Source organism: Brevundimonas sp. TWP3-1-2b1 (genome assembly GCF_049896165.1).
GTDB classification, from domain to species: domain Bacteria; phylum Pseudomonadota; class Alphaproteobacteria; order Caulobacterales; family Caulobacteraceae; genus Brevundimonas; species Brevundimonas subvibrioides_B.
In genome coordinates this window covers 71,733-91,942 of sequence record NZ_JAFCTT010000012.1, presented here as the reverse complement: position 1 = coordinate 91,942, position 20,210 = coordinate 71,733, and the positions used below count along the sequence as shown (strand labels likewise).

At 67.0% G+C, this 20,210-nt stretch carries 25 protein-coding genes and 1 tRNA gene; 21 read left to right on the top strand and 5 right to left on the bottom strand.

Annotated elements, in window-relative coordinates; translation table 11 throughout:
* The 9 genes from nrdR to ACP7AB_RS12600 all read left to right on the top strand — a co-directional run bounded on the left by nrdR (position 1) and on the right by ACP7AB_RS12600 (position 7,930).
* Positions 1-477 carry a transcriptional regulator NrdR gene (gene nrdR, locus ACP7AB_RS12640; RefSeq protein ID WP_425991610.1) on the top strand — a complete coding sequence of 159 codons (477 nt, stop codon included), beginning with the start codon at positions 1-3 and terminating at the stop codon, positions 475-477.
* Positions 477-1,112 (top strand): RibD family protein, encoded by a 636-nt coding sequence (locus ACP7AB_RS12635; protein ID WP_425991609.1) that lies wholly within the window; start codon positions 477-479, stop codon positions 1,110-1,112. Before nrdR ends, ACP7AB_RS12635 begins: the two co-directional genes overlap by 1 nt.
* Before the next feature lie 57 nt (positions 1,113-1,169).
* Positions 1,170-1,775: a riboflavin synthase gene (locus ACP7AB_RS12630; protein WP_425991607.1), complete on the top strand. Its 606-nt coding sequence runs from the start codon at positions 1,170-1,172 to the stop codon at positions 1,773-1,775.
* Positions 1,772-2,920 carry a 3,4-dihydroxy-2-butanone-4-phosphate synthase gene (ribB, locus tag ACP7AB_RS12625; protein WP_425991605.1) on the top strand — a complete coding sequence of 383 codons (1,149 nt, stop codon included), beginning with the start codon at positions 1,772-1,774 and terminating at the stop codon, positions 2,918-2,920. Before ACP7AB_RS12630 ends, ribB begins: the two co-directional genes overlap by 4 nt.
* Positions 2,917-3,378 (top strand): 6,7-dimethyl-8-ribityllumazine synthase, encoded by a 462-nt coding sequence (gene ribH, locus ACP7AB_RS12620; protein ID WP_303695932.1) that lies wholly within the window; start codon positions 2,917-2,919, stop codon positions 3,376-3,378. The genes ribB and ribH overlap by 4 nt, the downstream gene beginning before the upstream one ends.
* On the top strand, positions 3,375-3,905 hold the full coding sequence (gene nusB / locus ACP7AB_RS12615; RefSeq protein ID WP_425991603.1) for a transcription antitermination factor NusB: 531 nt from the start codon (positions 3,375-3,377) through the stop codon (positions 3,903-3,905). The genes ribH and nusB overlap by 4 nt, the downstream gene beginning before the upstream one ends.
* A 3-nt stretch (positions 3,906-3,908) precedes the next feature.
* Positions 3,909-4,898, top strand: coding sequence for a thiamine-phosphate kinase (thiL, locus tag ACP7AB_RS12610; RefSeq protein ID WP_425991601.1), 990 nt, complete (start codon positions 3,909-3,911; stop codon positions 4,896-4,898).
* 93 nt (positions 4,899-4,991) lie between these two features.
* Positions 4,992-5,420, top strand: a complete 429-nt coding sequence (locus ACP7AB_RS12605) for a hypothetical protein (protein ID WP_425991600.1) — start codon at positions 4,992-4,994, stop codon at positions 5,418-5,420.
* A 362-nt stretch (positions 5,421-5,782) separates the two neighbouring features.
* Positions 5,783-7,930, top strand: a complete 2,148-nt coding sequence (locus tag ACP7AB_RS12600) for a sodium-translocating pyrophosphatase (protein ID WP_425991599.1) — start codon at positions 5,783-5,785, stop codon at positions 7,928-7,930.
* A gap of 204 nt (positions 7,931-8,134) precedes the next feature.
* On the opposite strand, the gene ACP7AB_RS12595 is transcribed toward ACP7AB_RS12600, so the two are convergent.
* Positions 8,135-8,614, bottom strand: coding sequence for an outer membrane protein assembly factor BamE (locus ACP7AB_RS12595; protein ID WP_425991598.1), 480 nt, complete (start codon positions 8,612-8,614; stop codon positions 8,135-8,137).
* A gap of 91 nt (positions 8,615-8,705) precedes the next feature.
* On the opposite strand from ACP7AB_RS12595, the gene ACP7AB_RS12590 reads away from it, so the two are divergent.
* The 7 genes from ACP7AB_RS12590 to ACP7AB_RS12560 all read left to right on the top strand — a co-directional run bounded on the left by ACP7AB_RS12590 (position 8,706) and on the right by ACP7AB_RS12560 (position 12,877).
* Positions 8,706-9,245: a ubiquinol-cytochrome C chaperone family protein gene (locus ACP7AB_RS12590; protein WP_425991596.1), complete on the top strand. Its 540-nt coding sequence runs from the start codon at positions 8,706-8,708 to the stop codon at positions 9,243-9,245.
* Positions 9,242-9,766: a YceD family protein gene (locus ACP7AB_RS12585; RefSeq protein ID WP_425991594.1), complete on the top strand. Its 525-nt coding sequence runs from the start codon at positions 9,242-9,244 to the stop codon at positions 9,764-9,766. The genes ACP7AB_RS12590 and ACP7AB_RS12585 overlap by 4 nt, the downstream gene beginning before the upstream one ends.
* 96 nt (positions 9,767-9,862) lie before the next feature.
* The gene (gene plsX, locus ACP7AB_RS12580) at positions 9,863-10,939 is read left to right on the top strand and encodes a phosphate acyltransferase PlsX (RefSeq protein ID WP_425991592.1); all 1,077 of its coding nucleotides are present in this window, start codon (positions 9,863-9,865) and stop codon (positions 10,937-10,939) included.
* The gene (locus ACP7AB_RS12575; RefSeq protein WP_425991590.1) at positions 10,936-11,913 is read left to right on the top strand and encodes a beta-ketoacyl-ACP synthase III; all 978 of its coding nucleotides are present in this window, start codon (positions 10,936-10,938) and stop codon (positions 11,911-11,913) included. Before plsX ends, ACP7AB_RS12575 begins: the two co-directional genes overlap by 4 nt.
* 53 nt (positions 11,914-11,966) lie before the next feature.
* Positions 11,967-12,299: an integration host factor subunit alpha gene (locus ACP7AB_RS12570; protein WP_425991672.1), complete on the top strand. Its 333-nt coding sequence runs from the start codon at positions 11,967-11,969 to the stop codon at positions 12,297-12,299.
* On the top strand, positions 12,299-12,727 hold the full coding sequence (locus tag ACP7AB_RS12565) for a MerR family transcriptional regulator (RefSeq protein WP_425991588.1): 429 nt from the start codon (positions 12,299-12,301) through the stop codon (positions 12,725-12,727). The genes ACP7AB_RS12570 and ACP7AB_RS12565 overlap by 1 nt, the downstream gene beginning before the upstream one ends.
* 73 nt (positions 12,728-12,800) lie before the next feature.
* A tRNA-Pro gene (locus ACP7AB_RS12560) sits at positions 12,801-12,877 on the top strand.
* A gap of 221 nt (positions 12,878-13,098) precedes the next feature.
* On the opposite strand, the gene ACP7AB_RS12555 is transcribed toward ACP7AB_RS12560, so the two are convergent.
* Positions 13,099-13,311, bottom strand: coding sequence for a DUF2842 domain-containing protein (locus ACP7AB_RS12555; RefSeq protein WP_303695689.1), 213 nt, complete (start codon positions 13,309-13,311; stop codon positions 13,099-13,101).
* Positions 13,311-13,574 (bottom strand): transglycosylase, encoded by a 264-nt coding sequence (locus ACP7AB_RS12550; RefSeq protein ID WP_425991586.1) that lies wholly within the window; start codon positions 13,572-13,574, stop codon positions 13,311-13,313. Before ACP7AB_RS12550 ends, ACP7AB_RS12555 begins: the two co-directional genes overlap by 1 nt.
* A gap of 135 nt (positions 13,575-13,709) precedes the next feature.
* On the opposite strand from ACP7AB_RS12550, the gene ACP7AB_RS12545 reads away from it, so the two are divergent.
* The 5 genes from ACP7AB_RS12545 to msrB all read left to right on the top strand — a co-directional run bounded on the left by ACP7AB_RS12545 (position 13,710) and on the right by msrB (position 17,807).
* Positions 13,710-14,801 carry a COX15/CtaA family protein gene (locus tag ACP7AB_RS12545; protein WP_425991584.1) on the top strand — a complete coding sequence of 364 codons (1,092 nt, stop codon included), beginning with the start codon at positions 13,710-13,712 and terminating at the stop codon, positions 14,799-14,801.
* A 184-nt stretch (positions 14,802-14,985) separates the two neighbouring features.
* Positions 14,986-15,462, top strand: a complete 477-nt coding sequence (gene rplM / locus ACP7AB_RS12540) for a 50S ribosomal protein L13 (RefSeq protein WP_425991582.1) — start codon at positions 14,986-14,988, stop codon at positions 15,460-15,462.
* Between the two features lie 2 nt (positions 15,463-15,464).
* Complete coding sequence (rpsI, locus tag ACP7AB_RS12535) at positions 15,465-15,965, top strand: 30S ribosomal protein S9 (protein WP_303695693.1); 501 nt, start codon at positions 15,465-15,467, stop codon at positions 15,963-15,965.
* A 213-nt stretch (positions 15,966-16,178) separates the two neighbouring features.
* A complete protein-coding gene (gene argC, locus ACP7AB_RS12530; protein WP_425991580.1) occupies positions 16,179-17,117 on the top strand; it encodes an N-acetyl-gamma-glutamyl-phosphate reductase in 939 nt (312 codons plus the stop codon).
* 186 nt (positions 17,118-17,303) lie between these two features.
* Positions 17,304-17,807, top strand: coding sequence for a peptide-methionine (R)-S-oxide reductase MsrB (gene msrB / locus ACP7AB_RS12525; protein ID WP_425991578.1), 504 nt, complete (start codon positions 17,304-17,306; stop codon positions 17,805-17,807).
* Here msrB and ACP7AB_RS12520 read toward each other — a convergent pair.
* On the bottom strand, positions 17,794-18,168 hold the full coding sequence (locus ACP7AB_RS12520; protein WP_425991576.1) for a hypothetical protein: 375 nt from the start codon (positions 18,166-18,168) through the stop codon (positions 17,794-17,796). The genes msrB and ACP7AB_RS12520 overlap by 14 nt on opposite strands.
* Positions 18,165-20,144, bottom strand: coding sequence for a class I poly(R)-hydroxyalkanoic acid synthase (phaC, locus tag ACP7AB_RS12515; RefSeq protein ID WP_425991575.1), 1,980 nt, complete (start codon positions 20,142-20,144; stop codon positions 18,165-18,167). The genes ACP7AB_RS12520 and phaC overlap by 4 nt, the downstream gene beginning before the upstream one ends.
* Between the last annotated feature and the right edge of the window lie 66 nt (positions 20,145-20,210).

The following is a 20,210-nucleotide window of genomic DNA, read 5'->3' as shown; positions in this document are numbered from 1 at the left end:
ATGAAGTGCCCCTTCTGCGGCAACGCGGACAGCCAGGTGAAGGACAGCCGCCCGTCGGACGACGGCGCGGCGATCCGTCGTCGCCGGTCCTGTCCCAACTGCAACGGGCGCTTCACGACCTTCGAGCGGGTGCAGCTGCGCGAACTGGTGATCCTGAAGCGCAACGGACGGCGCACGCCCTTCGATCGCGACAAGCTGGAGCGGTCGCTGGCCATTGCGCTGCGCAAACGCCCGATCCAGCCGGAACAGGTCGAACAGCTGGTGTCGCGGATCGTGCGTCAGCTGGAGAGCCTTGGCGAAACCGAGATCCCGTCCAGCGTCGTCGGCGACTTCATCATGAAGGGGCTGAAGGCCGTCGATGAGGTGGCCTATGTCCGCTACGCCTCGGTCTACAAGGACTTCCGGGCGACCGGCGATTTCGCCCGCTTCCTCGGCGACGAGGGGCTGGACGACGATCCGGGATCGTCGAGCCGCTGATGAGACCCCGGCTTACCTGGAAGGTCGCCACGTCGCTGGACGGGCGGATCGGCACGTCGACGGGCGAGAGCCAGTGGATCACGGGGCCGGAAGCGCGGCAGCAGGGTCACCGGCTGCGCGCGGCGAACGACGCGGTGCTCGTCGGGGTCGAGACGGTGCTGGCTGACGATCCCCGCCTGACGGTGCGGCTGCCGGAGGGCGAGGCGAGCAGGGACCCTCTACGCGTCGTGCTGGACAGCAGGCTGCGGACGCCTTCGTTCGCGCGGCTGGCCAGGACGGGCACGCTGATTCTGACCACGCGCGAGCCGATCGCGGTCGGCGAGGCGGAAGTTCTGAAAGTGAAGGGCGACGCCCACGGCCGCCCCAGCGTCGACGCCGTGCTGGAAACGCTCGCCGAACGCGGCGTCAAATCCCTGATGATCGAGGGCGGCGGCCGGGTCGCCGCCTGTTTCATCGCGGCCGGTGTCGTGGACGCCATCGAGTGGTTTCGGGCGCCGATCCTGCTGGGCGGAGACGGGCGTCCGGGAGTCGCGGCCCTGGCTCTCGCACGCCTCGCTCACGCTCCGAAGTACCGGCGCCTTGCGGCGGAGCCCATGGGTGACGACCTGTGGGAACGCTACGAGAAGGTGCTTTGATGTTTCCCGCCGTCCTATCCGAAAACCGGCGTCCACTTTTCGGGACGGCGGGCTGACATGTTCACCGGAATCATCACTGACATCGGCCGCGTGCGCTCGGTCGCCCAGACGGCGCGTGATCGCCGGTATGAGGTCGAGACGGCCTGGGATGTCTCGGGCATCGACCTGGGCGCCTCGATCAGCCACGGGGGCGTCTGCCTGACCGTGGTGGAGAAGGGCTCCAGGCCTGAAGGGGGCGGCTGGTTCGCCGTCGAGGTCTCGGGCGAGACGCTGGACAAGACCACCCTGGGCGAATGGAGCGCCGGTACGCCGGTCAATCTGGAGCGGGCGACGAGGGTCGGCGATGAGCTGGGCGGCCATATCGTCTCGGGTCACGTCGACGGGGTAGGCACGGTCGTCGAGATCACGCCCGAGGGCGGATCGCACCGGATCGTCATCGAGGCCCCGGCGCCGCTGCACCGGTTCATCGCCGCCAAGGGCTCGATCACCGTGGACGGTGTGTCGTTGACGGTGAACGCGGTGGACGGTCGCCGCTTCGGCCTGAACATCATTCCGCACACCTGGGAGGCGACGACGCTCGGCGCCCTCAAGGTCGGGAGCGCGGTCCATCTGGAGATCGACATGCTGGCGCGTTACCTCGCGCGGTGGCAGGAGACGGCATGATGACCAACACCATCGTCCTGGCCCACGACATGTTCGACAGTCCGATCAGCCCGATCGAGGATATCCTCGAGGATGCCCGCAACGGGCGTCCCTATATCCTGGTGGATGCCGAGGACCGCGAGAACGAGGGCGACGTCATCATCCCGGCCCAGTTCGCGACGCCCGACCAGATCAACTTCATGGCCCGGCATGCGCGCGGCCTGATCTGCCTGGCGATCACGAGCGAGCGCGCCCGCCAGCTGCGCCTGCCGCCAATGGCCGCAGAGAACCGCGAGAGCATGACGACCGCCTTCACCGTCTCGATCGAGGCGGCCGAAGGGGTGACGACCGGGATCAGCGCCGCCGACCGCGCGCGCACCGTCCAGGTCGCCTCCGACCCGAGCAAGGGCGCCGACGATATCGTCTCGCCAGGCCATGTGTTTCCGCTGGTGGCGCGCGATGGCGGCGTTCTGGTTCGTACCGGACACACCGAAGCGGCGGTGGACATCAGCCGGATGGCGGGCCTGACCCCGGCCGGCGTGATCTGCGAAATCATGAACGACGACGGGACCATGGCGCGCTTGCCGGATCTGGTCGCCTTCGCCCAGCTGCATGGACTGAAGATCGGCACCATCGCCGACCTGATCGCCTATCGCCGCCGCACCGAGCGGTTCGTCGAGCGGATCATGGACCAGCCGTTCGAGAGCGTACACGGCGGGCCGTTCCGCTTGATGCTCTACAAGAACACCATCGAGGGCGCCGAACACGTCGCCCTGGTCCACGGCCGGATCGTACCGGGCGAGCCGACGCTGGTGCGGATGCACCAGGTCGATTTCGCCGCCGACCTGCTGGGCCATGTCGAAGATCGCCAGAGCTATATCCCCGACGCCCTGAAGACGATCACCCGGCATGACGGGCCGGGCGTGGTGGTCTTCCTGCGCGACCCGACCTTGCAGGGTCTGGCCGAACGGCTGGCGGGCGTCGACAAGCCGGCGGCGGTCGATCGCAGCCTCAGAAACTACGGCGTGGGCGCGCAGATCCTGCTGGATCTGGGGGTCAGGGACATGATCGTCATGAGCTCCACCCGCCCCGAACCCGCCGCCATCGAGGGCTACGGCCTGCGTATCGTCGGCTGGCGCGACATGGACGGAGAAGACCAATCCTGAAGGATCCCCCCCGCGTTCTCATCGTCGAGGCGCGCTTCTATGACGAACTGGCCGACGCGCTTCTGGAAGGCGCGAAGGATGCGCTGCGGTCCCAAGGGATCGCGTTCGACGTCGTCACCGTGCCGGGCGCGCTGGAGATTCCGTCGACCATCGCCCTGGCCGAGGAGGCCGGCCGCTATCCGACCGCGCCGCGCTATGACGGCTATGTGGCGCTGGGCTGCGTGATCCGGGGCGAGACCTACCATTTCGAGATCGTGTCGGATCAGTCGGCGGCCGGGATCATGCTGCTCGGTACGCGCGGCGTGATCATCGGCAATGGCATCCTGACCGTCGAGGACGAGGATCAGGCCTGGGCCCGGGCCCGTCTGTCCGAGGGGGACAAGGGCGGCGGCGCGGCGCGCGCCTGCATGGACCTCATTGCGCTGAAGAAGCGTCTGCGCGTAGGGCTCGGGGAATGACCGAACCCCACTCCATCCAGGCCGTCCTCGCCCAGCTGGCCGAGAACGAACGCGCCCAGGCCGAACCGCAGCTGACCAGCCGCCAGCGGCGCGCGCGCACGGTGGCGCGTCTGGCCGCCGTCCAGGCCCTGTATCAACTGGAACTGGCGGGGGAGGGCGTCGAGACCGTCATCACCGAGTTCTCGAACCATCGCTTCGACGCCGACATCGAGGGCGAGGCGCTGGCGGAGGCCGATGAGGCCTGGTTCGCGGATATCGTGCGCGGCGTCATCGCCGGCCAGAAAGACATCGACGCCTCCGTGAAGGCCCGTCTCGCCTCGAACTGGCGGCTGGAACGGCTGGACGCTACGCTTCGGGCCCTGCTGCGCTGCGGAGCATGGGAGCTGACGCACAAGACCGAAGTGCCCAAAGAGATCGTGATCGACGAATATGTCGAACTGGCGAAAGCCTTCTTCGACGAGGGCGACGCGAAATTCGTCAACGCCGCCCTGGACGGGGTGGCCCGCGACGTGCGTTCGAAGGCCTAGGTTATGGCCGCCGTCGACGCCGCCGGTGAATTCGAGACGATCCGCAAGCTCTTCGCACCCCTGGCCCACCCGGACCATGCCTGGGGGCTGACCGACGATGTCGCGGTGATGCCGACGCGGCCGGGCGCCGATCTGGTCCTGACCAAGGACGCGATCGTCGAGGGGGTCCATTTCCTGCCCGGGGACCCGCTCGACACCGTGGCTCAGAAGCTCCTGCGGGTGAACCTGTCGGACCTGGCCGCCAAGGGCGCGGAACCGTTCGGCTATCTTCTGGCCTGCCACTGGTCGCCGCGGTGCGGCTGGCCCGAACGGGAGGCCTTCGCGGCCGGACTGGCGGCGGACCAGAAAGAGTTCGGCATCCATCTGCTGGGCGGGGACACTGTGCTGACACCCGGACCGGCGTCCTTCTCCGCGACGATGCTGGGCTGGGCGCCGAAGGGCGGGTCGGTGACGCGCGGCGGAGCCAAGCCCGGGCACGGGATCTATGTCACCGGCATGATCGGCGACGGCTGGCTGGGGCTGCAGGCGGCGAAGGGGCATCTGAAGCTGGAACAGGAACGCATCGACGCGCTGGCGGAGCACTATCGCCGGCCCGTGCCGCACGTGGCCTTCGGTCAGGCGGTGCAGGGACTGGTCACGGGCATCATGGACGTTTCGGACGGCCTCATCGCGGATCTCGGACATATCGCCACGGCCAGCGGCGTGGCCGCCTCGGTGCAGCTGGAACTGCTGCCGCGGTCGGCGGCGGCGACGGCCTGGTTCGACTCGCGGACAGACCCCGAAGCCGCGCTGGTGACCCTGGCGACAGGCGGCGATGACTACGAACTGCTGCTCACCGCCGCCCCTTCGGACGAGGCGGCGTTGAAGCGCGAGGCTGATCGGCAACTGCTGCGCCTGACCCGCGTCGGGACCATTTCGGCGGGACGCGGCGTAACGGCGAGCTATCTCGGCAAGCCGGTCGATATCCGCAAACCCGGCTGGACCCACGACTGAAACGGTCCCCGGCTCTCCGCTCTGCTCCGGCCGGGATGACAGGGGCCGGAGCGAAGCAACGGAATCCTAATCGATCCGCGCGATAAGGCTCTCATGCGCCGCAGAGACCTCTTCGCCCTCGGAACCCTGGCCCTGGCCGGAACCGCCGCCAGCGCCGCTTCGGCGTCGGAGGCCCCGGCCTCGTCCGGTGCGGTCACCTCGAACATCGCGGGCGTCGGTCTGCCGATCATCGCGGGCGGGCGTATCCGCAACTATGTCTTTGTGACCATCAGCCTGACGCTCGGCGGCGGTTTCACCGCGGAGCAGATGCGGGCCAAGGAGCCCTATTTCCGTGACGCCCTGGTCCGCGCCGCGCACCGGACGCCGTTCGTGCTGGCTGACGACTGGACCCAGGTCGACGCCCCGGCGCTGTGCGCCGCGATGATGCGTATTGCGCCGTCGATTTCCGGCGCCGGTTCGATCGCCAGCATCCAGGTCGCCCTGCAGGCGCCGCGTCGCCGCACAGGCGTCCGGCCCACCTAGACCAGGATCGGCTGAGGAGGGATCGCTTCGCGATTCCGCTGACGCAGTGACTCCTGCTCCAGATATGAGCGAGAGGCTGGTTCACGCTTTCGACAGAAACGCGCAGCGCTTCCATCTCAAACGATCAGGCTCCGGGCGCTACCGCTCGCGACGCGGTCGCTCGCGGCCTGAGCCCGGACGCACCTGTTCCTGAAAAACGCCGGTTGCGTCGTTCCGACGCAGTTGTAAGCTTCCCGGGCAATTCCCGAGGGACGCGCTACTGCGTCGAGACTGCGCACGGGGGGACCGGAAGGCGGACAGAGGCCAAAAGGCCCGCCGCGCCAAGGGTCCGCGCGCCTAATGCTTTAGGTATGGAAACGCCAATGACCAATGTTCTGTGGCTAGTGATAGCCGCCGGCGCCCTGGGGGTCCTTTACGGGCTCGTCCAGACCGCCAGTCTGATGAAGGCCGAAACCGGCAATGACAAGATGCGAGAGATCGCAGCCGCCATTCAGGAAGGCGCTTCGGCCTATCTGAAGCGCCAGTACACCACCATCGCCATGGTCGGCGTGGTCATCCTGATCATCGCCTGGCTGCTGATCGGCCAGTACGCCGCCATCGGCTTCGTCATCGGCGCCGTCCTGTCGGGCCTCGCCGGGTTCGCCGGCATGCTGATCTCGGTTCGCGCCAATGTGCGCACGGCGCATGCGGCGTCACAGAGCCTGTCCAAGGGTCTGGACCTCGCCTTCCGTTCGGGCGCCATCACCGGCATGTTCGTGGCGGGCGGAGCCCTGCTGGGCGTCGCTGGCTACTACGGCGTGCTGACCGAGGTGCTGGGTCTTGATCCGACGGGCCGCGAGGTCATTGACGGTCTGGTCGCCTTGGGCTTCGGCGCCTCGCTGATTTCCATCTTCGCGCGTCTGGGCGGCGGCATCTTCACCAAGGGCGCCGACGTCGGCGGCGACATGGTGGGCAAGGTCGAGGCCGGTATCCCCGAGGACGATCCCCGCAACGCCGCGACCATCGCCGACAACGTTGGCGACAACGTCGGCGACTGCGCCGGCATGGCCGCCGACCTGTTCGAAACCTATGCGGTCACCACGGTCGCCACCATGGTGCTGGCGGCCATCTTCTTCCGTGATCAGCCCTATGTGGACGTGATGATGCTGCTGCCGCTGGCCATCTGCGGCATCTGTATCGTGACCTCGATCATCGGCTCGTTCTTCGTGCGCCTGGGCAAGTCGAACAACATCATGGGCGCCCTTTACCAGGGCCTGATCGTGACCGGCGTCCTGTCGATCGGCGCGGTCTACTGGGTCATCACGACCCTGGTCACCGGCCCGGTCGTTACGACGTCCGGCCTGCAGATCGAGCCGATGAGCCTGTTCTGGGCTGGCATGGTGGGTCTCGCGGTCACCGCGGCCATCGTGGTGATCACCGAATACTACACGGGCTCGAACTTCCGCCCGGTGCGGTCGGTGGCCAACGCCTCGGTCTCGGGTCACGGCACGAACGTGATCCAGGGTCTGGCCGTGTCGCTGGAGTCCACCGCGCTTCCGGCGCTGGTGATCATCGTCGGCATCGTGGCCAGCTTCCAGCTGGCCGGCCTGTTCGGCATCGCCATCGCCACCACGACCATGCTGGGCGTGGCCGGGATGATCGTGGCGCTCGACGCCTTCGGTCCCGTGACCGACAACGCCGGCGGCATCGCCGAGATGGCGGGCCTTCCGGCCGATGTGCGTCACGTCACCGACGCCCTGGATGCCGTGGGCAACACCACCAAGGCCGTGACCAAGGGCTATGCGATCGGTTCGGCGGGCCTCGGCGCGCTGGTCCTGTTCGCGGCCTACACCTCGGACCTGCAATACTTCGCCGCCAACCCGGCGGAGTACCCGTTCTTCGCCAACATGGGCGTGGTCGCCTTCGACCTGACCAACCCCTATGTCGTCGTCGGCCTGCTGTTCGGGGGGCTGCTGCCCTTCCTGTTCGGCGGCATGTCGATGATGGCGGTCGGAAGGGCGGCCGAGGCGGTCGTCGAGGAAGTCCGTCGTCAGTTCCGCGAGAACCCCGGCATCATGACCTATGAGGTCAAGCCGGAGTACGGCCGGGCCGTCGACATCCTGACGAAGGCGGCGATCCGCGAGATGATCGTGCCGTCGCTGTTGCCGGTGCTGTCGCCGATCGTGCTGTTCACGGCGATCCTGTTCATCTCGGACAAGGCCAACGCCTTCGCTTCGCTGGGCGCCATGCTGATGGGTGTGATCGTGACCGGCCTGTTCGTGGCCATCTCGATGACCTCGGGCGGCGGTGCCTGGGACAACGCCAAGAAGGTCATTGAAGAGGGCTTCACCGACAAGAACGGCGTCGTCCACGGCAAGGGCTCCGAGGCGCACAAGGCCGCGGTGACCGGCGACACGGTCGGCGATCCCTACAAGGACACGTCCGGCCCGGCGGTGAACCCGATGATCAAGATCACCAACATCGTGGCCCTGCTGCTGCTGGCGGTGCTGGCGAGCGGGAACGTGGGCTAGCTGGTCAAGTCTCCTCCCTGTTCGCCTCTTGGCGAATGGGGAGGGGGACCGCGAAGCGGTGGAGGGGCTCTTGCCGCAAAGAAGAACCCCTCCGTCTCTTCGCTACGCTACGAGCCACCTCCCCATCGCTTCGCGACGGGGAGGAGACAAGGAAAAGGCCCCGGAGATTGCTCTCCGGGGCCTTTTTCTGTTGGTGGAGGACGCCTAGTCCGGGCGCCGTTGACCCGGGACGTCCTCGTCGGTGCGGGGCAGCTGGCCGCGGCCGACGTTGCCGAGCAGCTGTTCCAGGATCGTCAGCTGGCGACCGCGGGTCGGCGTCTCCCGGCGCTCCATGGCGATCTGCTGGCCGTCTTCGAGGTTGAGGTTGCGGACCTCTGCGACCTTGTCGTCGGCCTCGTTGAAGGTGATGGCGGTGACGCTGCGCTGGGACACCTGCGGGCGATTGTAGGTGTACCGCTCCGTCGTCTGGGAGATGTAATACCAGATGTTGTCCTCGAAGGTCGAAACCGCCGAGGGCGAGCCGAGCTGGGCCAGGACGGTCGACTTGGTGTCGGTCCCGATGACGATGTCCTTGGGATTGACGTCGATGACCTGGAAGCCGTGGTTACCCACGACGGGGGCGCAGGCGACCGCAAGCGGCGCGAGGGCGGCCAGAACGGCGAGACGAACGACGACTTTATTCATGGAGACGAGCGCCTGGGACGAAACAAGGTCTTTGACCTAACCGGACCTGACGCCTAGTTCAACGGCGCGGCGGAAAAGGGGCCGTATACTGATGCTGAAGAACCTGTTCCGAACCCGATCCGCCGAGCGCATGGGCCTGCCGTTGTACACGGCGGCCGTGGAGCAGGCCCGCGATCCGGGATTCTACACCACCCTGGGCGTGACCGACGAGATCGACTCCCGCTTCGAGCTCTACACCCTGCACGTGCTGCTGCTGATTATGCGCCTGCGTGACGAGACGGGCGCAGGGGCTGAACGGGGCGCCGAAGCGGCGCAGAACCTGTTCGACGTCTATGTCTCCGCCCTGGACAACGCGCTGCGCGAGCTGGGCGTGAACGATGTGACCATGGCCAAGAAGATGCGCCGCCTCGGCGAGGCTCTGTATGGCCGGATGACCGCCTACGAGACGGCGCTGCGGGCCGATGACGCGCCTGAGCTGTCCGGCGGTCTGGCGCGCAACGTCTATGCGACCGAAGATGCCGAACGGGCGAGCGGACTGGCGGCCTATGCCCTGGCGGCGCGTGCGGGGCTGGCGAAACAATCGATCGACACGGTGCTGGCCGCGCCGGTCTGGCCGGAGATCAAGGCATGAACCCGGAGCATCGACTGCCCTTCAGCGAGGTGGTGCGGGTCAACGAGATCGGCGCCGGGCTGGAACGCCATCTGGTCCCGGATGAGGCGGCGCGGAAGCGCATCATCAAGGCGCTGGATCTGGCGTCCCTGTCTGCATTCGAGGCCGATCTGAAGATCATGCCCGGCCATGTCGGCTGGATTCTGACGGGCCGGGTCACGGCGACGCTGGAGCAGGTCTGCGGCATCACGCTGGACCCGCTTCCGGTTCAGGTCGATGAGCGATTCTCCGTTGATCTGGTCGAGGCGGCCGAGCCTGAGCCGGACGAGATCGAGGTGACGATGGACGACGACGCACCCGATGTGATCGAGGACAGCCGAATCGACCTCGGCCAGTACGCTGTCGAGCAACTGGCCCTGACGCTGGACCCGTTTCCGCGCAAGCCGGGCGCCGAGTTCGTCCAGCCGGAAGAGCCCGCCGAAATCTCGCCCTTCGCGGTCCTCAAGGCGTTCAAGGCCAGGGACGGCGACGGAAAATCTTGACGTAAGGTCCGCGCCGTTTGCATCCGCACCGCGCGGCGGTATCCTTGAGACCAGCAGAAAGCGTCGCAACGTCGACGCACCGGAGTTTCCGACCCCTTGCCAGCCCCCACGCTTATATCGCTCGACGCCATGGGCGGCGACCATGGCCCGCCCGTTGTCGTCGGCGGACTTCGCGACTACATCCGCCGTCACGGCGGGCTGGACGTCCGCTTCCTCCTGCACGGCGACGAGCAGGCGATCGTCGCCGAACTGGCGAAGTTCAACCTGACCTCCGACGTCTGCGACATCCGCCATACGGACAAGAAGATCGCCTCCGACGAAAAGCCGGCCCAGGCGATGCGGCGCGGCAAGGGCTCCAGCCTGTGGAACGCCATCGAGGCGGTGAAGTCGGGCGAGGCGGGCGCTGTCGTTTCCGCCGGCAACACCGGCGCCCTGATGGCCATCTCCAAACTGATCCTGCGCATGTCGGCGCCGGGCCTTGAGCGGCCGGCGATCGTGGCCAGCTGGCCGACCCAGCGTGGCGTCACCGCCGTCCTGGACGTCGGCGCCAATATCGAAAGTGATGCAGAGCAGTTGGTGGAGTTCGCCATCATGGGCGAGGCCTTCCATACCGCCGTGCACGGCACGGCGCGGCCGACCATCGGCATCCTGAACGTCGGGTCCGAGGACATGAAGGGCCACGAAGAGGTGCGCGAGGCGTCGCGGATCCTGCGCGAGGGGGGCCTGGGCCTGAACTATCACGGCTTCGTCGAGGGCGACGATATCGCCAAGGGCACGGTCGATGTGGTCGTCACCGACGGGTTCACCGGCAATATCGCCCTGAAGACCGCCGAGGGCGTGGCGCGGTTCATCTCGGCCCTGCTCAAGGAGGCGCTGACCTCCAGCCTTCAGGCCAAGGCCGGAGCCTTCATCGCCATGCCCGCGTTGAAGGCCATGGCCCAGAAGATCGACCCCAGCGCCATCAACGGCGGCCCTTTGCTGGGGCTGAACGGCATCGTGGTGAAGAGCCACGGGGGCGCTGACGCCAAGGGATTCGGCAACGCCATCCGCATTGCTGTCGATCTGGCCCGCAGTGACTATATGCAGACCGTCGGCGCCAACCTGGGCCGACTCGGCGACGTGCTTCATGCCCCGGCGGCCCCCCAAACCCAGTCCCAAGAGAGCGTTTCGTGAGCGTCATCCGCACCGCCGTCACCGGCGTCGGTTCCTTCCTGCCGGAAAAGGTCGTCACCAACGCCGATCTGTCGAAGTTCGTGGACACCTCGGACGAATGGATCATCGAGCGCACCGGCATCCGGCAACGCCATCAGGCCCGCGACGATCAGCCGACCAGCGACCTGGCGGCCGAGGCGGCGAGGCGGGCGCTCGCCGACGCAGGCAGGACCGCCGCCGACGTGGACATGATCATCGTCGCCACCACGACGCCGGACATGACCTTCCCGGCAACCGCCTCGATCGTTCAGAGGAAGATCGGCGCGCCCGTGTGCATCGCCTTCGACGTCCAGGCCGTCTGTTCGGGCTTCGTCTATGCCCTGAGCGTGGCCGACGGCTTCATCGCGCGCGGCCTGGCCAAATGCGCCCTGGTCATCGGCGCCGAGGAGATGACCCGGCTGATGGACTGGACCGACCGGACGACCTGCGTCCTGTTCGGCGACGGGGCCGGGGCTGTGGTGGTCGAGCCGCGCGAGGGGCAGGGGACCAGCGCCGATCAGGGTCTGCTCGGCTTCGCCCTGCGCTCGGACGGGACCAAGACCGATCTGCTCTATGTCGACGGCGGTCCTTCCAGCACAGGGACGGTCGGTCATCTGCGGATGGCGGGCAACCAGGTGTTCCGTCACGCCGTGGTGAACATCGCCGAGGCCATCACCGCCGCCTGCGCCGCCTCCGATATCACCGTGGCCGAGGTCGACTGGTTCGTGCCGCACCAGGCCAATCAGCGCATCATCAAGGGGGTGGGCGACCGGCTCGGCCTGGACGAGCACAAGGTGATCTCCACGGTCGCCATGCATGCCAACACCTCGGCAGCCTCGATCCCGCTGGCGCTCGACGCGGCGATCCAGGACGGGCGCATCAAGAAGGGCGATCTGGTGCTGCTGGAGGCCATGGGCGGGGGCCTGACCTGGGGCGCCTGCGCCTTCCGGCTGTAACTTCGGGCTACAAGCGCCCGGTGTCCTTTGACTTCGCCCGCTTTTCGCCTTCTATGGTATGTCGGGATCAAAGGGGACGAACCTTGGGCGAACTACAAACCTTGACCCGCGCGGACCTGTGCGACGCGGTTCACGAAGAGGTCGGCCTCTCTCGGCAGGAATGTTCCAGCATGGTCGAGCGCACGCTCGAGCTCATCGTCGAGAGCCTGGAACAGGGCGAGACGGTGAAATTGTCGGGTTTCGGCGTCTTTCAGGTGCGCGAGAAGCGCGCGCGCATGGGGCGCAACCCCAAGACGGGCGAGCCGGCGGCGATCAATCCGCGCCGTGTCATCAGCTTCCGCGCCTCACAGATCATGAAGTCCCGCGTCCACGGCGCCGGCGCCTGATGGCCAAGAGCCCCAACGCCTTCCGAACGATTTCGGAGGCCGCGGAGGCGGTGGGCGCGCCGCAGCACGTCCTGCGGTTCTGGGAGACCAAATTCCCGTTCGTGACGCCGGTGAAGCGCGCCGGCGGGCGGCGATTCTATCGCCCTCATGACATCGTGGTGCTGAAGGCGATCCGTCGGCTGCTGCACGACGAGGGCCTGACCATCAAGGGCGTGCAGCGTCTGCACAAGGAACAGGGTCTGGCCCGTCTGGCCGCCTATGGCGATGCGGATGCGGCCTTCAGCATGGATGCCCAGCCGGGAGCCGCGCCGGCGCCGTCAACCGAACCGGCGCCCTCGACCTCGGGGCGGTACGAGCGCGAATTGCGGGGGATTCTGGCTGATCTGGAGAGCGCCCGCGCCCGGCTGGACGCCGTTCTGGCGGGTTGAACCCGTCCATCGAAGGCCTGACACGTTTTCTCGTTTGCGGCGACGCCAACCCCCCGCTATAGGACCGGCCTCTCGGAGCGTGGCGCAGCCTGGTAGCGCACTTGACTGGGGGTCAAGGGGTCGCAGGTTCGAATCCTGTCGCTCCGACCATCTTCCTTTTCAGGAAAATGAGTCGGCTAAGAGGGGCCGCTTTCGAGCGGCCCCTTTTTGCATCTTTGAAGCGCTATCGCTCGCCGCGCGGCGGCTCGCTGCTTGAGCGTTCTTGGTGCGCTATCGCTCGCCGCGCGGCGGCTCGCTGCTTGAGCGCATTCCTGGTGCGCTACCGCTCGCGACGCGGTCGCTCACTGCTTGAGCGGGTTTGGGGTGCGCTTCTACCGCTTCTTCAGGAACGGCTTGCCCTCGGCCCAGGACATCAGCGGCAGCAACGGCACGCCCCACAGCGTTCCGGCCAGACCGTAGAACAGCAGCGTCGCGACTGGATGATCCGGCACATGGGCGCCGATGGCGATGACCCCCCACACATAGAGGACGAGGAAGGCGACGATGCCGACCGAGGCGATCGCCCGACGTGCACGCAGCCCCATCAGCGGGTGTTCCGGAACAGATAGTAGGTAACCAGACCCAGGACCGTGCCTGCGCCCGACCACAGGACCCAGCCGAACTCGTCCATCGTCGAGACCCCGAAGACGCGCACCGCCAGGAACCAGCCGCAGGCTGCGCCGGTCAGGGCTATCAGCGAGGCGGCGAACAGCCCCCGCCGCCCTGTCAGCAGATCGGCGATCCAGCCGAGGACGAACGCCCCAACAACGGCGACGACGATATCGGCGTATTCCAGCAGTGATTCCAAAACGGGGGGCTCCAGGCAGGTCGGCATGCGACCCTGCGTCATGACTTCGGACTTTGATCTCGCCACGATCCAAGGGCATACCGCCCCGGTCGCCGCGATTAGCGACACTGTATCCGTTGGAGCGTCAGGCGTCGAATGAGCCGTTTCAGAAGTCGGGACCAATCGAAAGCCGTCGCCATCTGGCTGTTTGTCTGCGCCGCCATGGTGTTCGCCATGGTGGTGATCGGGGGGATCACCCGACTGACGGGCTCAGGCCTGTCGATCACCGAGTGGAAGCCGATCATGGGCGCCCTGCCGCCGATGTCCGCCGCCGACTGGGCCCAGACCTTCGAGAAATACAAGGCGATCCCGCAGTACGCCCAGATCAACGCCGGCATGTCGCTGGCGGAGTTCCAGGGCATCTTCTGGTGGGAGTGGTTCCACCGGCTCGTCGGGCGGCTGGTCGGCGTCGTGTTCGCCGTGCCGTTCTTCGCCTTCCTGTCGTTCCGCCTGCTGTCCGAACGGGGCTTCCTGGGCCGGATGGCCATGCCGACGCGGTTGATCTGGCGCTGCGCCCTGCTGTTGTCCCTCGGCGGACTTCAGGGCCTGATCGGCTGGTGGATGGTGTCTTCGGGTCTGTCGGAACGGGTCGATGTCGCCCCCGAGCGGCTGGCGACCCACCTGGGGCTGGCGCTGGTCATTTTCGCCGGCCTGATCTGGACGGGGCTGGAGGCCTGGTCGGGCGAGGAGCATTCGCGTTCGCCCGCGGGCTGGGGCCGGGGCGCCGCCATCCTGCTGGGTGCGATCTTCATTCAATGCCTGCTGGGCGGTCTCGTCGCCGGGGCCAAGGCCGGCTTCATCTACACCGACTGGCCGCTGATGAACGGCGACGTCCTGGCCCCTGTCGACTGGGGCCTCGGCGGTCTGGCCTTCCTGCATGACCAGGCCCTGGTCCAGTTCAATCACCGGGTCTTCGCCTATGGCCTGCTGATCGGCGGCACCGTCTACGCCGTCCAGGCCTGGCGCTGGCGGCTGGCCGAGGGGCTGGGTCTGGCCGCCTTCGTGGTGGCCGCAGCCCTGTGGCTTCAGGCGGCGCTGGGCATCGTGACCCTGATCCACGCCGTGCCGTTGTGGCTGGGCGGGCTGCACCAGGCGGGGGCGGCGATCGTCCTGGCCCTGGCGACAGCCAATCTCTGGCTGGTCCGACGCTCGCAACCCCGGCTTTTCATGTCCGGGCCCCGACTGTAGGCCGTCAAAACGTGCGGTATTTTAATACCGTTACAGAAAATACGTTTTAGAACAGTACTATAGGGCATTTTGTGCGGGCACACCGGCATTGACGCCTGTGGATGTTTCCCCTACTAGCGCGCCTTCGCTCGCTTCGGCCCGTCCGGAGCGACCCCGTTTCGCCTCCTATTTCAGGAACCACCTCATGCTGAAGAGCACCACGGCTGCCTTGAAGCCGTCCGAGGTCGAGAGGAAGTGGATCCACATCGACGCTGAAGGCGTCGTCGTGGGCCGTCTCGCGACCTTCATCGCCATGCGCCTGCGCGGCAAGCACCTGCCGACCTACACCCCCCACGTCGACTCGGGCGACTATGTCGTCGTGACCAACGTCGACAAGGTCGTGTTCACGGGCAAGAAGCTGACCGACAAGATCTACTATCGCCACACCGGCCACCCGGGCGGCGTCAAGTCGACGACCCCGCAGAAGGTCCTGAACGGCCGCTTCCCCGAGCGCGTGCTCGAGAAGGCCGTCGAGCGGATGATGCCCAAGGAAAGCCCGCTGGCGCGTGGTCAGATGACCCACCTGCGTCTGTTCGCCGGCTCGGCCCACGAGCACGACGCCCAGCAGCCCGAGACCATCGACTTCGCCGGCCGTTCGGCCAAGAACACCCGGAGCATCTGAGCATGACCGACGTCACTGAAGACACGGCCACCGGCTTCGACGCCCTCAAGGGTCTCGCAACCTCGGACAACGGCTACGACAACTCGGCTCCGGTCTATGTCCGCAAGGTCGACGCCCAGGGCCGCGCCTATTCGACCGGCAAGCGCAAGAACGCCATCGCCCGCGTCTGGGTCATGCCCGGCAGCGGCAAGTTCACCATTAACGGCAAGGATCAGCTGCAGTATTTCGCCCGCGAAATCCTGCGCATGATGATCGCCCAGCCTCTGGTCGTCTGCGGTCGCGAGACCGAGTTCGACGTGGTCTGCACCGTCGAGGGTTCGGGCCTGTCCGGCCAGGCCGGCGCCATCCGCCACGGCCTGTCGCACGCCCTGACGCACTACGAGCCGGCCCTGCGCCCGGTCCTGAAGCCGCACGGCTTCCTGACCCGCGACAGCCGCGTCGTCGAGCGCAAGAAGTACGGCCGCGCCAAGGCCCGTCGTTCGTTCCAGTTCTCGAAGCGCTAACTCGCAACCGCGAGTGGGATTACAAAGGCGCTCCGGGGAAACCCGGGGCGCCTTTTTTTCTTCCTTCTCCCGGTGGGAGAAGGTAGCCGCGAAGCGGACGGATGAGGGTTGGACCTCAACGGGAGTCACCCGACCCTCACCCTTTCGCGTAAAACCGATCGCTGCGCTCTCGGGCGCTCAAGCCCTCTCCCACCGGGAGAGGGAGGAGGCAGGATGACCCACACCCTCTTCATCGACGGCGAGGCCGGGACAACGGGGCTGGAGATCCGCCAGCGGCTGGAAGGCCGTGCGGACCTTGAGTTCATCTCCCTGACCGGCGACCGTCGCAAGAACCCAGCCGCGCGCGCCGAGGCGCTGAACGCCGCCGACGCCGTGATCCTGTGCCTGCCCGACGAGGCGGCCAGGGAAGCTGTGGCCATGATCGAGAACACGACGACGCGGGTCATCGACGCCTCGACCGCCTTCCGCACCGCCACCGGCTGGACCTATGGCTTCGCCGAGATGGACGCCGTCCAGCGCGGCCAGATCATCGGGTCGCGCCGGGTGTCGAACCCCGGCTGCTATCCGACCGGCTTCATCGGCCTGGTGCGACCGCTGGTGAAGGCCGGCCTGATCCCCGCCGACTGGCCGCTGACGGTCAATGCCGTGTCCGGCTACTCCGGCGGTGGAAAATCAATGATTGCCGAGTTTGAACAAGGCGGCACGACCCACGCCTTCCGCGCCTATGGCCTGTCGCTGCAGCACAAACATGTGCCGGAGATGACCAAACATTCGGGCCTGAAGCACGATGTATTGTTCGCTCCGGCCGTCGGCGCCTATCGCCAGGGCATGCTGGTCGAGGTGCCGCTGCAACTCGCGGCCCTGCCCGAGACGCCGTCGATCGACCGTCTGCACGGCGCCCTGGTCGAGGCCTATGACGGCTGCCGCTTCGTTGAGGTCGCCGGGCTGGATGATACCGAGGCGATGACGGGCCTGGATCCCGAGGCGCTGAACGGCACCAACAGCATGCGTCTGCATGCCTTCGGCCATCGCGACGGCGCGCAGGCCCGGCTGGTCGCCCTGCTGGACAATCTCGGCAAGGGCGCATCGGGCGCGGCGGTGCAGAACCTCAACCTGATGCTGGGGCTGGACGAGGCGACGGGGCTCATTTGATCCGTGCATCCCCGCGAAGGCGGGGACCCAGGCATTAGCCTCGCCACCGGCTTCGCGATTTTCCGATGGTTGGTTCAGCCAGTGTTCGCACTGTTCAAACCTGGGTCCCCGCCTTCGCGGGGATGCTCGGAGTTTACAGCGGTCGACGCTTGAAACCCTGCCCGTCTTGCCGACGTATAAGGGATCATGACCCACGTTCTCACGACCTCCCGCCGGACCCTGCTTCTCGGCGCCGCCGCGGCCGCGCTGACCGCCTGCACGTCAAGCGAGGCCGACGCGTCGGAGGCGCAGTACGCCAACTCGCCGTTCCGCCGCGTGACCGACGCCCAGTGGCGTGCGCGTTTGCCGGGCCTCAGTTACGACGTCCTGCGCCACGAAGCGACCGAACGGCCGTTCACCAGCCCGCTGAACGACGAGCATCGGGCCGGGACCTTCGTCTGCCGGGGCTGCGATCTGCCGTTGTTTGAGTCGCGGACCAAGTTTGACAGCGGCACCGGCTGGCCCAGCTTCTACGCCCCGATCAACGGCGCGCTGGGAACCAAGACCGATCTCGCCATCGGCATCCCCCGGACGGAGTATCACTGCGCCCGTTGCCTGGGGCATCAGGGCCACGTCTTCGACGACGGCCCGCGTCCGACCGGCAAACGCTACTGCAACAACGGCGTGGCCCTGAGCTTCAGGCCCGCCTGACCTTCAGCGCCGACTCGATCGTCACCCCGGCCATGACCGAGGCGATGATGACCAGCAGGCCGTAGTCATGGCCGCTCCAGATCATCGGGATGGCGGCGAACAGCATGACCACGAGCGGGAAGCCGCCGGCCCAGGCGGCGGTCGCGGGCGTATCGAGATTGATCATCGGCGGCGTCACCCGACCCATCCGCCGGGCCATCATGCCGTTGCCGATCACGAAGGCGACCACGCAGATCACGGCGATGACCGGATATTTGACGGCCCCTCCCGGCGCGCCGAACAGGGCGCCGGTCGCGATCAGCAGTGTCAGGGCGATCAGGGTCGAGACGGCCAGCAGGAAGTTCGGTTCGAGACGCTTCAAGACTTCACTTTCACATAGGAGCCGGGGGCCGGCTCGATAGGCTTCAATGGCCCCTTGTTCGGATCACGCGCCGGGATCATGTCGCCGGACTTGTCGGCCAGCCAGGCGGCCCAGTGGTTCCACCAGCTGCCGGGATGCTCAACCGCCGCCGCCTGCCATTCGGCGAGAGTCCCGGGCAGGGCGGCGTTGGTCCAGTGCTGGTACTTGTTCGCGCTCGGCGGATTGATGACCCCGGCGATATGGCCGGACCCCGCCAGCGTCAGAGTCACGGCGGCGTTCGAGAAGGCCCTGGCCGAGCGATAGACCGAGTTCATGGGCGCGATATGGTCCTCGCGGCTGGCCTGGAAATAGAGCGGGATCGTCACCTTCGACAGGTCGACCTTGATGCCGCCGATGGTGAACTCGCCCTTCGACAACAGGTTCTGGCCGTACATCGAGCGCAGATAGTCGAGGTGCAGCTTCTTGGGCATGCGGGTCTGGTCGGCATTCCAGAACAGCAGGTCGAACGCGGCAGGCGATTTGCCCATCAGGTAGTTGCTGACGAAGAACGACCAGATCAGGTCGTTGGCGCGCAGGGCATTGAAGGTCTCCGCCATCGCCGCGCCGGGCAGGACGCCGCCCGCCGCGTCCATCTGCTCCTCGACCTGGGCCAGCCAGTGCTCGTCGGTGAACAGCAGGAGGTCGCCGGCCTCGGCGAAGTCGTGCTGGGCGGCGAAGAATGTGGTGGCGGCGACACGGCCGTCCTTCCTGGCGGCCATATGCGCCAGCGCCGCCCCCATAAGCGTCCCGCCGATGCAGTAGCCGACGGTGTTCACCGTCTTCGAACCCGTCTGCTCGAGCGTCTTCTCGACGGCGCGATAGATGCCCTTTTCCAGATACTCGTCGAAGCCGAACCCGGCCTTGTCCTGGTCCGGATTGACCCAGGAGCAGACGAAGACGGTGAAGCCCTGGGCCGACAGCCAGCGGATCAGCGAGTTCTCCGGCTGCAGGTCCATGATGTAGAATTTGTTGATCCACGGCGGGAAGATCAGCAGCGGGACGGCGTGCTGCGTCTCCGTGGCCGCATCGAACTGGATCAGCTCGAACAGCTCGTCGCGCCAGACGACCTGACCCGGGGCGGTGGCGACATTCTCGCCCACGACGAACTTGCCGTAGTCGGCCTGGCTGATCTTCAGCTTGCCCATGCCGCGTTCGAGGTCGGCGGCGAAATTCTGCATCCCCTTGACGAGCGATTCGCCGTTGGTCTCGGCCATGGCCTTCAGGGCGGCCGGATTGGAGGCGAGGAAGTTCGACGGCGAGAAGGCGTCGGTCAGCAGTTTGGTGAAGAATTCGGCGCGGCGCTTGGTCCTGGGATCGACGTCCTCGACCGACGAGACCAGGCCGTTCATCCAGTCCGAGGTCACGAGATAGGACTGGCGCATCATGTCGAACATCGGATTCTCGGACCAGGCCGGGTCCTTGAACCGCTTGTCTTTCGAGGGGGCAGGGGTCTCTTCCCCGGCCGCGCGACGAGTCGAGGTGGCCCACAGATCCATATAGCGATTGAACAGATCGGCCTGGGCCGCGAACAGCTTGTCCGGGCGCGAGGCGAGGCTGGTCATCACCGAATTCATCGCCGGGCCGACGTTGAACGGGTCGGGCGACAGGGCGGCGGGGCGATCGGCCTGTGACAGGGCCGCCTCGGCGATCGCCGATTGCGCCGTCATCGCTGCCCTGGCCAGGTTCAGCGACAGGGCCTCCAGCATTTCGCGCTGGTCGGCGCCGGGAAAGGCGAAGGGAGTGTCGGCCGGGGGCGACGAGGCGGCCTGGGGCGCTTCAACCTGGGCCTCGACCCGGGATTCCGGCGGCGGGGCCGTCTCGACCGGCGCCGTCTTCGCACGCGGCGCACGGGGTTTGGCCGAGGTCGGGCGGCCCGACTTCCGCGGCGCCCTGGCGACGGGCAGGGGTTCGGGCGGGGTCCTGGGGGTCCTGGCCATGGGTATCCGCGCGCCTCCGCTGGGACGTCGGACGTATGCTCCGCCCTTCCGCCTGTCGCGATCATG

What these genes read in the sequence shown, in the direction of transcription:
- ACP7AB_RS12595 (WP_425991598.1), bottom strand. Translation starts at nt 8,614, where the DNA reads ATGAATAAAGTCGTCGTTCGTCTCGCCGTTCTGGCCGCCCTCGCGCCG.
- thiL (WP_425991601.1), top strand. Translation starts at nt 3,909, where the DNA reads ATGGCCGCCGTCGACGCCGCCGGTGAATTCGAGACGATCCGCAAGCTC.
- nrdR (WP_425991610.1), top strand. Translation starts at nt 1, where the DNA reads ATGAAGTGCCCCTTCTGCGGCAACGCGGACAGCCAGGTGAAGGACAGC.
- ACP7AB_RS12545 (WP_425991584.1), top strand. Translation starts at nt 13,710, where the DNA reads ATGAGCCGTTTCAGAAGTCGGGACCAATCGAAAGCCGTCGCCATCTGG.
- ACP7AB_RS12630 (WP_425991607.1), top strand. Translation starts at nt 1,170, where the DNA reads ATGTTCACCGGAATCATCACTGACATCGGCCGCGTGCGCTCGGTCGCC.
- ACP7AB_RS12600 (WP_425991599.1), top strand. Translation starts at nt 5,783, where the DNA reads ATGACCAATGTTCTGTGGCTAGTGATAGCCGCCGGCGCCCTGGGGGTC.
- rpsI (WP_303695693.1), top strand. Translation starts at nt 15,465, where the DNA reads ATGACCGACGTCACTGAAGACACGGCCACCGGCTTCGACGCCCTCAAG.
- phaC (WP_425991575.1), bottom strand. Translation starts at nt 20,144, where the DNA reads ATGGCCAGGACCCCCAGGACCCCGCCCGAACCCCTGCCCGTCGCCAGG.
- ACP7AB_RS12635 (WP_425991609.1), top strand. Translation starts at nt 477, where the DNA reads ATGAGACCCCGGCTTACCTGGAAGGTCGCCACGTCGCTGGACGGGCGG.
- ACP7AB_RS12590 (WP_425991596.1), top strand. Translation starts at nt 8,706, where the DNA reads ATGCTGAAGAACCTGTTCCGAACCCGATCCGCCGAGCGCATGGGCCTG.
- ACP7AB_RS12585 (WP_425991594.1), top strand. Translation starts at nt 9,242, where the DNA reads ATGAACCCGGAGCATCGACTGCCCTTCAGCGAGGTGGTGCGGGTCAAC.
- argC (WP_425991580.1), top strand. Translation starts at nt 16,179, where the DNA reads ATGACCCACACCCTCTTCATCGACGGCGAGGCCGGGACAACGGGGCTG.
- ACP7AB_RS12555 (WP_303695689.1), bottom strand. Translation starts at nt 13,311, where the DNA reads ATGGGGCTGCGTGCACGTCGGGCGATCGCCTCGGTCGGCATCGTCGCC.
- ribB (WP_425991605.1), top strand. Translation starts at nt 1,772, where the DNA reads ATGATGACCAACACCATCGTCCTGGCCCACGACATGTTCGACAGTCCG.
- nusB (WP_425991603.1), top strand. Translation starts at nt 3,375, where the DNA reads ATGACCGAACCCCACTCCATCCAGGCCGTCCTCGCCCAGCTGGCCGAG.
- ACP7AB_RS12565 (WP_425991588.1), top strand. Translation starts at nt 12,299, where the DNA reads ATGGCCAAGAGCCCCAACGCCTTCCGAACGATTTCGGAGGCCGCGGAG.
- rplM (WP_425991582.1), top strand. Translation starts at nt 14,986, where the DNA reads ATGCTGAAGAGCACCACGGCTGCCTTGAAGCCGTCCGAGGTCGAGAGG.
- ACP7AB_RS12570 (WP_425991672.1), top strand. Translation starts at nt 11,967, where the DNA reads ATGGTATGTCGGGATCAAAGGGGACGAACCTTGGGCGAACTACAAACC.
- ACP7AB_RS12605 (WP_425991600.1), top strand. Translation starts at nt 4,992, where the DNA reads ATGCGCCGCAGAGACCTCTTCGCCCTCGGAACCCTGGCCCTGGCCGGA.
- msrB (WP_425991578.1), top strand. Translation starts at nt 17,304, where the DNA reads ATGACCCACGTTCTCACGACCTCCCGCCGGACCCTGCTTCTCGGCGCC.